The 15,680-nt window shown below is 49.9% G+C and carries 13 protein-coding genes; 12 read left to right on the top strand and 1 reads right to left on the bottom strand.

Annotated features, from left to right (window positions below; translation table 11 throughout):
- The 10 genes from PHT49_11050 to PHT49_11095 all read left to right on the top strand — a co-directional run.
- A partial coding sequence (locus PHT49_11050; GenBank protein MDD5452420.1) for a BCAM0308 family protein occupies positions 1-502 on the top strand: 502 nt, incomplete at its 5' end.
- 2 nt (positions 503-504) lie between these two features.
- Entirely contained in the window at positions 505-912 is a 408-nt protein-coding gene (ruvX, locus tag PHT49_11055) for a Holliday junction resolvase RuvX (GenBank protein ID MDD5452421.1), read from the top strand.
- 47 nt (positions 913-959) lie between these two features.
- Positions 960-1,958 carry an endolytic transglycosylase MltG gene (gene mltG / locus PHT49_11060; GenBank protein MDD5452422.1) on the top strand — a complete coding sequence of 333 codons (999 nt, stop codon included), beginning with the start codon at positions 960-962 and terminating at the stop codon, positions 1,956-1,958.
- A gap of 528 nt (positions 1,959-2,486) precedes the next feature.
- Complete coding sequence (locus PHT49_11065) at positions 2,487-2,900, top strand: cytochrome c3 family protein (protein ID MDD5452423.1); 414 nt, start codon at positions 2,487-2,489, stop codon at positions 2,898-2,900.
- Positions 2,901-3,266: 366 nt separating this feature from the next.
- The gene (locus tag PHT49_11070) at positions 3,267-4,646 is read left to right on the top strand and encodes an FAD-linked oxidase C-terminal domain-containing protein (GenBank protein ID MDD5452424.1); all 1,380 of its coding nucleotides are present in this window, start codon (positions 3,267-3,269) and stop codon (positions 4,644-4,646) included.
- A gap of 32 nt (positions 4,647-4,678) precedes the next feature.
- On the top strand, positions 4,679-6,718 hold the full coding sequence (locus PHT49_11075; protein MDD5452425.1) for a PAS domain S-box protein: 2,040 nt from the start codon (positions 4,679-4,681) through the stop codon (positions 6,716-6,718).
- Positions 6,711-8,072, top strand: a complete 1,362-nt coding sequence (locus PHT49_11080) for a sigma-54 dependent transcriptional regulator (protein MDD5452426.1) — start codon at positions 6,711-6,713, stop codon at positions 8,070-8,072. The genes PHT49_11075 and PHT49_11080 overlap by 8 nt, the downstream gene beginning before the upstream one ends.
- A gap of 363 nt (positions 8,073-8,435) precedes the next feature.
- The gene (locus PHT49_11085) at positions 8,436-8,756 is read left to right on the top strand and encodes a hypothetical protein (GenBank protein MDD5452427.1); all 321 of its coding nucleotides are present in this window, start codon (positions 8,436-8,438) and stop codon (positions 8,754-8,756) included.
- Between the two features lie 243 nt (positions 8,757-8,999).
- Positions 9,000-10,391 (top strand): threonine synthase, encoded by a 1,392-nt coding sequence (gene thrC, locus PHT49_11090; protein MDD5452428.1) that lies wholly within the window; start codon positions 9,000-9,002, stop codon positions 10,389-10,391.
- 156 nt (positions 10,392-10,547) lie between these two features.
- Positions 10,548-11,312 carry a YkgJ family cysteine cluster protein gene (locus tag PHT49_11095; protein ID MDD5452429.1) on the top strand — a complete coding sequence of 255 codons (765 nt, stop codon included), beginning with the start codon at positions 10,548-10,550 and terminating at the stop codon, positions 11,310-11,312.
- Here the strand turns inward: PHT49_11095 and PHT49_11100 are convergent.
- Entirely contained in the window at positions 11,266-12,090 is an 825-nt protein-coding gene (locus PHT49_11100; GenBank protein MDD5452430.1) for an alpha/beta fold hydrolase, read from the bottom strand. The two genes, PHT49_11095 and PHT49_11100, sit on opposite strands and share 47 nt — an antisense overlap.
- 294 nt (positions 12,091-12,384) lie before the next feature.
- Between PHT49_11100 and fdhF the strand changes: the two genes are divergently transcribed.
- Together fdhF and PHT49_11110 are read left to right on the top strand one after the other, a co-directional pair.
- The gene (fdhF, locus tag PHT49_11105; GenBank protein ID MDD5452431.1) at positions 12,385-14,412 is read left to right on the top strand and encodes a formate dehydrogenase subunit alpha; all 2,028 of its coding nucleotides are present in this window, start codon (positions 12,385-12,387) and stop codon (positions 14,410-14,412) included.
- The gene (locus tag PHT49_11110; GenBank protein ID MDD5452432.1) at positions 14,412-15,671 is read left to right on the top strand and encodes a 4Fe-4S dicluster domain-containing protein; all 1,260 of its coding nucleotides are present in this window, start codon (positions 14,412-14,414) and stop codon (positions 15,669-15,671) included. The genes fdhF and PHT49_11110 overlap by 1 nt, the downstream gene beginning before the upstream one ends.
- The last annotated feature ends 9 nt before the right edge of the window (positions 15,672-15,680 follow it).

The following is a 15,680-nucleotide window of genomic DNA, read 5'->3' on the forward strand; positions in this document are numbered from 1 at the left end:
AAAACGGAGGATTGCCATGGATAAAAGCCAACACGGTAGAAGAAGAGACAAGCTGGTCCAGGAAAAAAGGCACGACACTTACAAAGAATGGGGCAAGTGGCCGGAGCCGACGGTATGTACTGAATGTGGTTCCCTTTTTCAGGACGGGCGTTGGTCATGGGAAAAACCGCCGAAGGAAGCCAATAGGGTGGTCTGCCCTGCTTGTCAGCGTATCGCTGATAACTACCCGGCAGGGTATGTGGAGATCAAGGGTAATTTTTTCAAACAACACCGTGAAGAGCTGCTGAACCTCATCCATAATGAAGAGGAGTTGGAGAAGGGAGAACACCCCATGGAAAGGATCATGTCCATTGTTGATAAAGACGACCACTCTCTGATTACGACAACCGGAGTGCATATGGCCCGCCGTATCGGGGAGGCGCTGTCCCGGGCCTATCAGGGTGATTTTTCCTTACAGTACGGCGATGCCGAAAAGACTATAAGGGTTTATTGGAGCCGGTAATCATGCGCATTATGTGTCTGGACATAGGTACGAAGACCATAGGCATCGCCGTAAGTGATGAACTGGGCATTACCGCTCAACCGCTGAAGACCTTACCCAGGAAGACCGAAGAGGAAGATATAGATGCCCTGAAAAGGCTTATCAGCGAGTTAAACGTCACGGAAGTGGTCGTAGGGCTCCCTAAAAAAACGGACGGGAGCCTTGGACCAGCGGCGGTTTTGGTTCTGGAATTTGCAGAAAAGTTGAAATCGGCTATTCCGCAACCTATCCACACCTGGGATGAGCGTTTTTCCACAGTGGCAGTTACCAGGACACTTCTTGCGGGTGACGCCAGCCGCGCCAGGCGCAAAAAAGTGGTTAATCACCTGGCCGCAGCCTATATACTCCAGGGTTTCTTGGACAGCAGATGATAAGGATACCTGATCGCATTAGGAAATATGTCAGGTGGCGGGCACTGGTGGGTGTATATGTTGCGCTCTTTCTCGCCTATCAGGTTTTCACGTTTTTCTATATCCCACCGGAAAGACATGCGAAGTCAAAGGTTATTTATATCCGGCCCAAGACCAAATTTCTGACTATTTCCCGTCAATTGGAAGACGAAGGCATTATTAGAAGCAGTTTTAAATTTGCCATATTGGCAAAACTCACCGGGTCAGTCAACCGGATAAGGGCCGGAGAATATGAACTAAGCCCGTCTATGCTCCCCTGGGAAGTGCTCAAAAAATTGGCTAGTGGCCGGGTTATTCAGCACATGGTCACTATCCCTGAAGGCTACAACATCTATCAGATCGCCGACACACTCGCTAAAGAAGGACTGGTAAAAAAACAAGAATTCCTGGCCAGGGCCTTTGACCAGGATATTATATCATCCCTTGGAGTTGAGGGGTCAAGTCTTGAGGGTTATCTCTTCCCGGATACCTATGAATTTTGGAGGGACATGCAGGCGGAAGATGTCCTCCGTAAGATGACAAACCGGTTTAAGAAGATATACTCACAGAAATATGCAGAAGAGGCTGAAAGGCAAGGTCTGTCTATGCGGGAGGTTATAACTCTGGCCTCCATTATTGAGAAGGAAACCGGTATCCCGGGCGAAAGGAGACTTATTTCGGCCGTCTTCCATAACCGTTTGCGTCGCGGCATGCCCTTGCAGGCAGATCCGACGGTTATTTATGGGATACGCGATTTTAACGGCAACCTCACCAGAAAAGATCTACGAACACCAACCCCCTACAATACATACATAGTCAAGGGATTACCGCCAGGCCCCATAGCCTGCCCGGGAGAAGCGGCAATTAAAGCAGCCCTTAATCCTGTAAAAAAAAGGGTTCTGTATTTTGTGTCCAAGAACGATGGTTCACATTATTTCTCAAGCACCCTTGAAGCCCACCAACGGGCCGTCGCCCTATACCAAAAAAAGCCTGCCTCAGACGTCCCGGCCTCTGACACTACTGATTAGTTACTATCCGGGAACCCAAGATTTCCGGCCTACGGTCGGCCTAATGCTGGATAAAGCAATCGGCACTCAGCTATCGGCATGAAGCCGGTCCACCGTTCACTGTTTACCGTTTACCGAAAGAAAATGCCGGACAACGGTTAACGGATAACGGATAACAAACATGCTGACGGCTGAAAGCGTGAATTCTAACCGTAATTTCCGGATGAAAACTATTTAGTTTTTATTAAGAAACGTCGGGCTTCATAAAAATAAAGAGTGAGCCCGGAATCTTTTAGCTTGACAAGCTCCAGCCATTTTATATAGAATTTGCGAAGTGTGTGACTCCGTAACTACCCGGTCTTGACAGGTAAGACGCCTGCCTAACTATTTTTAAGGTGATGGTATTCGAGTAATCCGGCCGGGTAAATCAGGCGTCTAAGTAGATAAAGCAATCAGCGTTCAGCTATCAGCAGTCAGCTTAAGGCTGAGGGCGGGTAGCCTCTTTTGTTTCGTCAGTTGTTGAATTTAACAAGAAAGGAGGTGAAAAAGATGAAAAAACTAGCAATTGTTATGGCTGTAATCGCCTCTTTTTGTCTGGTAGCGGTGGCCTTTGCTGCAGAGCCGGATACGGTCACTATCAGCAGTAAGGCCTATGCCAAACATACAAAGGGCCTGGTAAAATTCACCCACAAGAAACACGCCGTTGATTTGAAGATCGGCTGTACCGACTGCCACCATGTCTATAAAGATGGCAAAAATACCTGGAAAAAGGGCGACGCGGTAAAGAAGTGCGATAGCTGTCACAGTGTAGCCAAACCCATGGCCCAACTCTCCCCACAGGAGAAGAAGCAAATGGCCTCACCGGAACTGGCATTCCACAAAAATTGTAAGGAGTGCCACATGGCGGCCAAAAAACAAGGCAAGAAAGCGCCGGTGGCCTGCGGAGAGTGCCACGGTAAGTAAATAAATCGGTTTTAAGGACATGAGAGCGGGGATTGAGGGGTCTTGCCTCCCAATCCCCGTTTTATTTGACGGCTTCGTAAAAAGTCAATTTCTCACGCGAAGGCGCAAAGACCGCAAAAGAAAGATGAAAATCCAGAAATCAGTGATAAAAGCTTTTGTCATGAGTTCCTGAGTTCCAAATTTTATTCTTTTTGCGGCCTTGGCAGCCTTGCGTGATATTTGAGACTTTGCCATTCCCCTGCAAGCAAAAAAGTAGTGTTTTTCCGGTCTCCTTCTGCTATAAAATCCAGACAGAAAGAGCTGAAAGCCAAGGGTTATATCCTGACTTCTGAATTCTGACTCCTGTATTCTGTATTCTTTACACATATGATTTCACCGGCTACATTATCTAAGATCGAAAACATCATCGGCAAAAAAAACCTCCTTACCTCTCAGGAGGATCGTATTTGCTATGCCTATGACGCTACCAATCTCTTCCACATGCCGGACGCTGTGGCCATCCCTGGAACAGCAGAAGAGATAGAAGCTATTATGCAACTCGCCAACCGGGAAAAATTTCCGGTCACACCCCGCGGAGCCGGAACCGGCATGACCGGGGGCGCTCTGGCGATAAATGGAGGACTGGTCCTGGCGCTCACCCGGCTTAACCGTATCCTGGAAATTGATACGCAAAACCTGATAGCGGTGGTAGAACCAGGGGTAATAACCGGTGACTTGCAAAGGGAGGCAGAAAAGGTCGGCCTTTTTTACCCCCCAGATCCATCCAGCCTCAAGTTTTCTACTATAGGCGGAAATGTGGCTGAATGTGCCGGCGGCGCCCGGGCCGTTAAGTACGGTGTCACTAAAGATTATGTAACCGGTCTGGAAGTGGCGCTGCCCACCGGCGGGATTATTAGGACGGGTGCGCGCACCCGAAAAGGTGTGGTGGGGTATGACTTAACCAAGCTCTTTGTAGGCTCTGAGGGGACACTGGGAATCATTACCAGGATTATTCTGAAGTTACTCCCTTTGCCGGAGGCCCGGAAGACCCTGTTAGCTGTATTTGACAGACTGGATACGGCTATGCAGACCGTCTCCGGTATCATCAGCGCCCGAATTATACCGGCGGCTCTGGAATTCATGGATCAGACCGCTATCTCCTGTGTTGAAGACTACCTTCGTCTAGGGCTACCCAGGGAAGCCGGGGCGCTGCTTTTAATAGAAGTGGACGGCCGTAAAGAGGCGGTAGAAGCGGAGGCAGACACAATCTGCCAACTATGTGAAAAAATGGGGGCCCGCGATATCCGGACAGCCGGAAACGAAAGCGAAGCAACCCTCCTGTGGCAGGCACGCCGGGCCGTCTCTCCGGCCCTGTTTAAACTTAAACCCCATAAAATAAGCGAAGATATTGTCGTCCCGCGCAGCCGCATAGCAGAGATGGTTTCCCGCGCTAAGGCCATAGGTACGGAAAACGGCTTAATCGTCCTCTGTTTTGGCCATGCCGGAGATGGTAATATCCATATAAATATTATGATCGACCGGGAAGACAGGGTTGAGTTGCAGAGGGCCCAAAGGGCCAAGGAGCAGATATTCCGAACCGCCTTAGAATTGGGAGGGACATTATCGGGTGAGCACGGCATCGGCATAACGAAATCACCCTTTCTGGGGCTTGAACTCAGCCCCCTGGCTGTCGAGACCATGAAGAAGATAAAGGCAGCGCTCGATCCTAAAAATATTTTAAATCCTGGAAAGGTATTCCCATATTGAGCCGGGAAAACCATAGATCCGCCGGGGCGGGCTTGTCAGCTACAGGGACTTCAAATCACCTGGAGCGGACTATAGTTATTATAGCCGTAGTCGTCTTTTTCCCTACTGTCCTCTTCCTACGCTATTTACATGATACCGGGATTACGCTATCAATAACAAAAGTATTCCCCCCCCTGCATCTCGTTGCTGAATTTTTAGGTGTATTTGTCTCCATATCCCTTTTTTTGCTGGCCTGGCATACCTATCCCGACCGGCGGGACACGTTCATATTATCTCTGGGAAATGCCTTTCTGCTGGTTGGCCTTTTGAGCCTGCTCCATATCATGCACTACCAGGAAAGTCTTACCCCTATCAAAAACAACGGGTTACTAAACAATCCCCTTTGTTTTTATGCTATGGGTCAACTTTTGTTGCCGTTAGGTCTTCTGTTCAGTATATTCGCGGTGGGCAGGACATTTTCGACACGCAGACGTCTTCACTATTTATTAGGAGTTCTCGTTCTCCTCACTCTGATAGTGGGCGCCGGCTCGTACCTGTCGTGCCATAGGCAGATTCGCCTAGGCGAAAAAGCCCACCAATCTGCCCTCTCGCCAATAAATGCGGACCGCCTTATCAACCGGGATTTCTTGACCGTACCCCTTTACGCCGTGGCTATGTACCTCTGCTATAAGAAAAAACTGTTTACCGAATCCAAATCCAATGCCTTATTCCTGGGCGCCCTGGCCCTGCTGGCATACAGCGAGGCCTTGAGCAGCGGATTATGCTTCCAGTGTGAGGACTGCCCGCTAATAAATCACAATCCCTTTTCTCATTTCTTCATAATCGCGGCTTATGGCACTATCTATTGGGTAGTCTTTGTCTCATCTATTCGCTATCCGTATAAGACACTTTATGCGGTTAAAGAAGACCTCTCCGAAAAATATCAGGAACTTTCCGCCGCCCTGGAGATGCTAAAACAATCGGAAGAACGGTACCGCTTGCTGGTTGAAAACTCAAATGACTTGATATACACTCTCGACTCATACAGTCGCATTACCTTTGTAAACCAGAACATAAGTGTTTTGACCGGTTATACGCCTGCCGAGTTACGTGGTAAAAGTGTTTTTGACATCCTTACTCCGGAGTCGCAAAAAAAGGCCATAGCGCAGATCAGGACGCTGGTGAAGACCAGCCGTGCCCTGGTTGAAGACCTGGAAATACTGGCTAAGAATGGTGGGGGGAAAACCATTATGGTCAATATCCAGCCCATACATGACGCCGAAGGTAAGATAACCGGATTTCAGGGTATAGCCAGAGACATTTCCGAACGCAGACAACAACGGGAACAGATGATCCACTCCGAAAAACTGGCTACGGTGGGGCTTATTGCCTCGGGTATTGCCCATGAAATCGGTACGCCCTTGAACATTATCTCCGGTAACGCCGAGTTTCTCTTGGCCGACCTTCCTGATCAGCATCCCATGCGGGAAGAGTTAGAGACCATAATCGATCAGTGCCAGAGGATATCCGACCAGGTTAAGAATCTCCTGGATTTTGCCCGTCCTTCGTCCTTAGAGTTTGCCCCGTTAAATATAAACGAGATCATTCATGACACCCTCCGCCTTTTAAAACATATGATTAAACCGGGTCATAACATACAACTGAATTTAACCCCGGACCTGCCGCCCTTAATGGGTGATAAATACAGGCTGCGACAACTATTCACCAATCTCCTTTTGAATGCCTTTCAGTCCATGCCCACGACTGGGTCTTTGCAAATAAACACCGCTCTATTATCAGCATCCACCGCTTCCAGGATAGAGACGCCGTGTATCTGTATACAGATAAAGGATTCCGGTCGCGGCATTGAAAAAGAAAATCTAAAATCCATATTTGACCCCTTTTTTACTACCAAGGCCATGGGCCAGGGAACCGGTCTGGGACTGGCCGTTTGCCTGAGGATAGTCAAAGATCACGCGGGTGGCATCGAGGTAGAAAGCGAGGTTAATAGGGGCGCTACATTTACAATCCATCTTCCACTGCGTGCACCTCTGAAGGACAGCGGAACGGAGGAGACCATTAGCCATGTCTGATGTCCCCTATTCCGTACTCATCGTTGATGATGACGTGCAAATGACCATTATGCTCAGGAAGGTATTAGAAAAAGAAGGTTATGACGTGGAAACCGCCCTTGACGGGCAGGACGCCATGGCTAACTCCGCTGTGGGAGATATCGACCTGGTAATCACTGATATCCGCATGCCGGGGATGGATGGCCTGGAATTCCTAAAAAGGATAAGGGAAAATCATCAGGATGTCCCGGTTATACTTATGACCGCCTTTGGTTCTATCGAGGCCGCAGTGGAGTCCATGAAAAAGGGGGCTTACCACTACATAGCCAAGCCGTTTAAAACACAGCAATTCCTGTCTGTGGTACAAGCCGCCCTCCGGGAGCGAAGGCTCCAGCTTGAAGTAGCCGGCTTGCGCCAGGAAATAACGAAAGAGTTTTGTTTCTCAAACATTATCGGGAAAAGCCCGGTCATGCAGGAGTTATTTTCCCTGATCCGACGTGTGGCCAGGGCCAAAAGCACCGTCATAATCTACGGGAAGAGCGGCACCGGCAAGGAACTCGTGGCCAGGGCCCTGCATTATAACAGTCCCCGTGCGGATAAACCATTTGTCGCCTTCAATTGCGCGGCCATACCCGAGACCCTTCTGGAAACAGAGCTTTTTGGTCACGCCCGGGGGGCCTTTACCGATGCCAGGCATGCCAAAATGGGCCTTTTTGTCGAAGCAGATGGCGGGACCTTGTTCCTGGATGAAATTGGCGATATGCCTGTTTCCATTCAGGGCAAGTTGCTCCGGGCTATCCAGGAGAGGGAAATCCGGCCGGTAGGCGCGACGAAAGATATTAAAATCGACGTAAGACTTGTCGCGGCTACACACCATGATCTCCAACAATTACTTAAAGAAGGGAAAATACGGGAAGACCTCTATTTCCGGTTAAACGTAGTCCCCATAAGCCTCCCGGAATTAAAGGACCGCAAAGAAGACATCCCCCTGCTGGTGAGACACTTTCTTAAGAAACATGCCACAGAGAACAACCAAAAGCCGCTTGGTGTCTCAAAAGAAGCGATGCGCATTCTTATGGAATATGCCTGGCCGGGAAACGTCCGGGAGCTGGAAAATGTCCTGGAACGGGCAGCCATCCTCACCGAAGGCCCCGTGATCCAGACTGAAAACCTGCCCGAGGGTCTTCGCTCAGCCCCCTATGCGTCCGGCAAAGAAATACCCATAACTTCCAGTTTAGAAAATCTGGAGAAAAAACATATCCAGGATATACTCAACGTAACCCGCGGGAACCAATCGGAGGCTGCGAAGATATTGGGAATCGATCGCCGCACCCTTTATCGCAAGATAAAGGCCTACAATCTGCATATAACCTAATTTTTGGGACAAGTTGTCCCATCAGGGTGGCAATTTGTCCTGTTCCGCCTATATCATACAATAAGCGCATTATCTAACCAATAAACCCCCCTGCCCCTGTGACATTTTGTCCCATCGGCCTTACCCCTCACCACCCCCACCTACTACCGGAAATTGCAACTATCCGGGCAATTGGCCTTCTTTTGAACGAGCACTCATTCTGGCATCAAATTTGATACTCTATAAAAAAGATATTAACCACAGAGAGCACAGAGAAAAGAGAGGATGTTTAAAAAACAAAATAAAGACGGCATACTTGTACATTTTTCGATTCTCTGTGTCCTCTGTGGCTAAGTTTTGACAGTACAATAAGAGGAGGAGAAAATGCGTAATCATTCTATCCCTGAAAAAATATCGAAAAATAAAACGCTTATGATCTGCTTTTATAAAGTTGACCAGACAGGTGACCAGATCGATAATATCGGACTATCCGACCATGTCATAAAGATGAAAAAGGCTTACCGCTACCGCGATATCCCCAGACACATAGAAATGGAAGAAGAAAAGCTCAAGAAGACGGAATGGTGCGAGACCTTCAAGGCCAGGATAGCGCCCCAGGTTTGTATGCTCCGGCAGAAATATGACACGGCCGGATATTGTAACAAGTGCAAGGGGCCGAAAAAATCAAATACTCCCCATCCGTAAACTACCGTTTCCGGCTTACGGTCAGCCTAAGGCCAGATTCAGGCTTTCAGCAATCAGCCGCCGGGCTACGGGTTACGAGTTTCGGATTAACAGACTCGTAACTCGCAACCCGAAACGCCCTTCCCGTCTCTTGTATTCTGTCTCCTGTATTCTGTATTTTTACCTCCCCTACCCTTTCTTTTTTGCCCTGATTCTGTTAAATTTCAGTAACTAAAAGTATTGAAAAGGCTCAAGGGCAAAAAAATGCGATACATAAGCACCAGAGGACAAATAAAGCCGGTATCCTTCCGGGAGGCAGTCATTATGGGCCTGGCTACGGATGGCGGACTTTTGCTGCCTGAATCCATCCCTATGGTAAGCGCCGGAGAACTCAGAAGTTGGGCCAGGCTATCCTATCCGGAACTGGCCTTTAAGGTCATGTCCCTGTTCATCACGGATATCAAGGCCGACGACCTGAAAAGACTGGTAAAGCGTTCTTACACTGCCTTTGACCACCCGGAGATTACGCCTGTGGTCAAAAAGGACGGGATTTACGTACTTGAACTTTTTCACGGTCCAACCCTGGCCTTTAAAGATGTGGCCCTTCAGTTTCTGGGAAATGTCTTTGAATACCTGCTTCTCGAAGGCGGCCGGAAGATGAACATCCTGGGGGCTACGTCCGGTGATACCGGAAGTGCGGCTATCTATGGGGTAAGGGGCAAAAAAAACATCAATATCTTTATCCTCCATCCATACAAGCGGGTCAGCCCTATTCAGGAATTGCAGATGACCACAGTGACCGATGCCAATGTCTTCAACGTCGCCATAAAGGGGACATTTGATGACGGCCAGGCTATCGTCAAGGCCATATTTAATGACCTCCCATTCAAAGAAACCCACGCCCTGGGGGCTATAAATTCCATAAACTGGGCGCGCGTCCTGGCGCAGATCGTTTACTATTTCTATGCCTATTTCCGGGTCAGGGAAGAAACAGACCGCAAAGAGATCAGTTTTGCCGTCCCTACCGGAAATTTCGGGGACATCTTTGCCGGCTATATAGCCAGGCGGATGATGGGAAAGGGATTTCACAGGCTGGTACTGGCCACCAACGAAAATAACATCCTGACCCGCTTTATTAATGCCGGGGATTATTCTATCGGTAGAGTAGTGCCGACCGTAAGCCCATCTATGGACATCCAGGTGGCCAGCAACTTTGAACGTTATCTTTACTATTTCTATAATGAAGATGCAGAGCGGGTCAGAGAGGCCATGAAGGCCTTCAGCAAAGGCGGCCACCTGAAATTTACAGAAGAAGAACATGAAGTTGTCAGGAGGGATTTTGTCAGCCGGAGTGTGGATCAGCCGACCACACTTAAAACTATCCGTTCCTTTTATGAAGAAACCGGCTATATTCTCGATCCTCACACGGCGGTCGGGGTAAGGGCGGGGCTGGACCTTCGTGAGCCGGATGTCCCCATGGTGTGCCTGGCTACCGCTCATCCGGCCAAATTTGGCGAGGCCGTTTTTCAGGCCCTGGGCAGAGAACCGGAACTGCCGCCGGGTCTGCAGGGCCTTGCGGAACGCGAGGCGCGGTGCGAAGTATTGGAAGCCGATACAGACGTTATCAAGGATTATCTGCACAAAAATGCCGTCTAAGTTACAAATACGGTATCAGTTTAGCTGTTTGAAAAAGTATTCTTAAATCCCTCGCAACCTCCCTTTTTCAAAGGGAGGAAAAACACCTCCCCCTTTGGGAAAGGGGGGTGAGGGGGGCTTAATCTGTTTAATTGCCGTGGCAATAGGATTGCATATATGGATAAAAAAGTCTTCCCAGCAGGTATGTCGCCGATTGGTGAGGGGACGTTTCGATTCGCCTGCCATCCGGGTGTGGCCTGTTTCATGCTCTGCTGTCGCAGAGTTGACCTGCTCCTCTATCCCTACGACATTATCCGCCTGAAAAGTCGCCTGGGGCTTTCTTCAGACGCCTTCCTGGATAAACATACTATTATGGCCTACCGGGACAATCCTTTCTTCCCGACAGTCACGTTAAAGATGGCCGACAACACGGAACGCACCTGTCCCTTTTTAGGTGAGGCCGGCTGCACTATATATGAAGACCGCCCTACGGCCTGCCGTATGTATCCTCTGGAGCGCGCCGTGGATAGAGGCCTCCCTGAAACCGGACCAAAAGATTATTATTTTGTCCATCGGGCGGAGCACTGCCTTGGTCATAATGAAAGCCGGGAGTGGACGGTGGCGGAGTGGGTCCGGGATCAGGAGATTGCGACCTTTAATCTTATGAACGACCTTTGGGTAGAGTTTGACACCTTGATCCGGAAGGCGCCGTGGACGCTGGAAAAGAATGCGGAACAGAAGCGAAAAATGGCCTTTATGGCCTGTTACAACCTCGACGCATTCAGAAGTTTCGTCTTTGAAAGCACCTTCCTCAAAAGATTCAAAGTGCCCTCCAAGGTCATAAAAAAACTGAGGGCAGACGACGTCGAGCTGATGAAATTCGGCCTTAACTGGCTCAAGTTTTTTTTAGGTCACGAAAATACGTTCGTTTCCGCCCGATGACAAAGTTCCGAATGGTCTGGAAGTAAGCCTCGCCGCACCTGGTTATAATATCATTGTGGTCTGCGCCCGGCACCACGATGAGCTGCCTCTTCTTGGCGCCGGCGTAAGACATAAGCACCTCTATGTCGGTTAAAGGGATGAGGGCATCGCGTTGACCGTGGATAATAAGTGTGGGCTTTGTGACCTTGACTATGTTTTTGACGTTAATTAGGCCGTCTTCTTCTGATATCCCCAGATCGGAACCTGGAGCACCGATACGCCCCAGAAGGGCAACCGTACTGGCAAAGGCGCTGTCCAGGATAAGAGCGGCAATCTCATCGTTATAAGACGCTGCCAGTTCAATGGCGGATACGCTGCCCAGGGAACGTCCCATCAATACAAGCGGGCCGGTTCGGTTGCTTTCCTTTAGAAACCCTTTAATATCCTTATACACAGCATGGGCGTCACGGAGCATGGAGCCGGCCGTAGGTTCACCCGTGCTCTTTCCATATCCACGAAAATCAACGGCGATAAAACTAAAGCCGCAGCGATTGTATACAGGCCCAATGTCATCATAGTCGCTGGCTATCTCGCCATTGCCATGAAAAAAAAGGATATGGGGGGCATCGGGAACGGTGAGGTGCATACGCGCGCCGATCTGTACGCCTCCATCCACAGAGATGAAATGTTCTATGATACCTTCCGGCGCATGGTCTGAGTAATCCTTGCGGGGGTGAAATATGTACTGCAAAATCTCAGGCCGGTCCAGCCTGGAAAATTTTTCCTGTAAGGTGTCCATAATGTATATCTCCCAATATCTTATTTACTTTTAGTAGGTTGACAATAATGAATGTCATTAGTCAATAGTCATTTGTCACTGGTAAAAGGCGGCAATTTCCCGCACCTAACCAATGACCGATGACTAATGACCAGTGACGTTGCCTGTAGTTACTATACTCTAACGGTCATAAATGCAAATACTTTTTACCGCTGTAAACGTTCGAACGTTTGAACGTGTTTTAAGGTTAAGTCTGTCTCATCCCCTGCCGATAGTACATATATAACTGAGAATCCTCCCGTAGAGGAATCACCCATGCATAGCGTCTTAACCACCTGCCCTTTCTGTGCCTGCGGCTGCGGATTATATCTGCACGTAGAAAACGGGAGGATAGTGGGTGTCACTCCCAGTAAAAAACACCCCATCTCCCGCGGCAACCTGTGCGTGAAGGGATGGAACAGTATAGAGCACGTCCGGCATGCGGAGCGGCTGCGCGAACCATTGATCCGAAAAAACGGAAAACTGGTCAAGACCGGCTGGGACCAGGCCCTAAAGCGCATCTCCCATGAACTTCTCAGGCTTAAAAAAAATTATGGGGGCGAATCCATAGGCATACTCTCCTCGGCCAAATGCACCAATGAAGAAAATTATCTCTTAATGAAGCTCGGCCGCACCATTCTAAAAACCAACAACATCGACCATTGCGCCCGCCTCTGCCACTCTCCCAGCGTCCTGGGGTTGACCAATGCCTTTGGTTCCGGGGCCATGACCAACTCCATCTCTGAACTGGCCGGGGCCGAGGTCATCCTGGTCACCGGCTCTAACACCACTGAACAACACCCGCAGATTGCCCGCTTCATATTCGAGGCCCTGGACAAAGGCGCCAAACTGATCGTCATAGACCCCAGACGCATCGAACTCAGCAAATTCGCCCATATCTATCTAAGACCCCGCCTGGGTACAGACGTAATATGGCTGAACGGCATGATGAAAATCATCCTGGATGAAGGGCTGGTAGATGACTCTTTTATCAAGATGCGCACAGAGAATTTCTCAGAATTCAGGAAATTCCTCTCCCGTTTCGACCTAGGCCAGGTGGAGGCGATAAGCGGCATATCTCTGGAAGACCTGAGACAGGCCGCCAAGATGTATGCCGGCGCCAAAAGGGCCATTATTATATATTCCATGGGGATTACCCAGCATGTTTCCGGCACGGACAACGTGGAGTCCATCGCCAACCTGGCCATGATGACCGGCCACGTAGAACAGGAAATTACCGGTGTATTTCCCTTGCGCGGGCAAAACAACGTACAGGGGGCCTGTGATATGGGCGCCCTGCCCGGAATGCTGAGCGGCTACCAGAGGGTTGATGATCCGGCAGTTCTGGATAAATTTTCACAGGCCTGGAATACCGATCTGCCTACCGCCCCTGGTTTAAGCAGTGTGGATATGCTCCATGAGACAGGGAGAATAAAGGGGATGTTTATCATGGGAGAAAACTCCATGTTAAGTCATCCGGATATGAAAAACGTCAGGACTTCCTTAGAAAACCTGGATTTTCTGGCCGTGGCGGATATCTTCCTTACCGAAACCGCGGAAGTCGCAGACGTGGTCCTGCCCGCCGCCGCCTTTGCCGAGAAAGATGGCACGGTAACCAGTACGGAGCGGCGCATTCAGAGGATGCGAAAGGCCGTCCCGCCCGTCCACCTAGCTAAACCGGACTGGCAGATAATTATCGAGCTGGCCCGGCACATGGGATACCCCATGGACTACGAATCTCCGGCCGAGGTCATGGAGGAAATCGCCTTGCTCACCCCCATCTATGGGGGCGTTTATTATGATCGGCTGGAGACAGTCCAGGGGCTACAATGGCCATGTCCCGATCGCAACCATCCCGGAACGCCATATCTGCACAAAAAATCATTTGCGCGGGGTAAGGGGCTATTTTCCTGTATCGCTTACCGGCCGCCGGACGAATCACCTGATAAGGAATATCCCTTTGCCTTGACAACGGGACGCGTCTATGAGCACTGGCATACCGGCAGTATGACCAGAAGGATATCCATACTGAAACGAGAATGCCCGGAAGGGTTTATAGAAATAAGCCCCGCAGATGCGCGGGCATTGGGAATAATAAATGGAGAGCCGGTCAAGGTCATCTCGCCTCGCGGAGAGGTAGTTACCAGGGCCAGATTAGTCGAGGGCCTCCCCGGTAAAATGCTCTTTATGCCCTTCCACTTCCGGGAAGCCCCGGCCAATGTATTGACCAACAATGCCGTCGATCCCCAGGCCCGGATACCGGAGCTGAAGATATGCGCCGTGCGTCTGGAAAAGGTGAAATGATGACCGATAAACTCATCCTGTACAAAGAACACCTGAACAGCTTCCTGCGCAAGATAACCAAGGGATTTGAACTCATAGCGCCGGTCCGGAATACCTATGGGGATACGTTATTCGAGGTTATTTCATCTGTAGATGATGTCCGTATCGATCTGACCAATCGACCCATCCTCTCTCCCAAGCGTTTCTTCATGCCACAAGTGGAGACACTTTTTGCGTACCGTTATGATAAATCCGGTTATACATTCAAAGATGCGGCAGACAGTACGCCCCGGGTCATTTTCGGCCTTCGCTCCTGTGACACGCGGGGAATACTCTTTTACGACCTGATCTTTCAGGAAGGCCTGAAGGACAAATATTACCTGGACCGGCGCAAGGATACCATCCTTATCAACTTAGGCTGCAATCAGCCCGGAGAAAACTGCTTCTGCAAGAGCGCCCAGAGCGGCCCTTTTTTGACTTACGGCTATGATATCCAGTTAACAGATCTCGGGGATAGATTCTTTGTGGAGAACGGCCGGCCGCGGGGCCGGGAACTCCTGGCCGGATGGTCTTACTTTTTCCGTCCGGCTACGCAAACGGACATAGACGCGCAGTATGAGGTAGTCCTGGAATCGGAGGGTAAATTCCGGCACCGCCTCGATTTCGATGCCGCCATAGAAAAACTCATAAACCAGGAGGTTGCGCCGGCTATATGGGAAGAACTGGGCAGCCGCTGTCAGAACTGCGGAGGCTGTGCCTATGTCTGCCCCACCTGCTACTGCTTCAATATATTCGATAGCCCAGGTTCCGAGAAAGAAGGGGAACGCCTCAGAACCTGGGATGCCTGCACCTTTGCCGGCTTTAGCAGATTGGCCGGAGGATACAACCCGCGTCAGGATAAGGCCCAACGGATAAAAAGGCGCTTTTATCACAAGTTGTTCTATGACAAACAGAAGTATAACATCCCCAGTTGCGTGGGCTGCGGCCGCTGCGCGGACATCTGTTTTGGCCGTATAGACATGCTCAGCTTCATCCGCCTGATCTGTGAACAGAAAGAGAGGGCGCTTGCCCCCGCCCATCGGAGACTAGGGGAACTGCTCCTTGAGGCCGGGATCATCAGCCGGAAAGATTTGGATTTGGCAATAGAGAAACAGGCTGCGACCGGGAAGCCCCTGGGCGCTCAATTGGTTGAAATGGGTATGGTGGATAAGGAGGCGATTGCCAGGGCACTTGGCTGCCAACTGAAGATACCCGGCACAGCAGAAAATATAGAAGACTAAGAAGTTCGT

This window comes from Desulfovibrionales bacterium (genome assembly GCA_028715605.1).
Lineage (GTDB): Bacteria > Desulfobacterota > QYQD01 > QYQD01 > QYQD01 > QYQD01.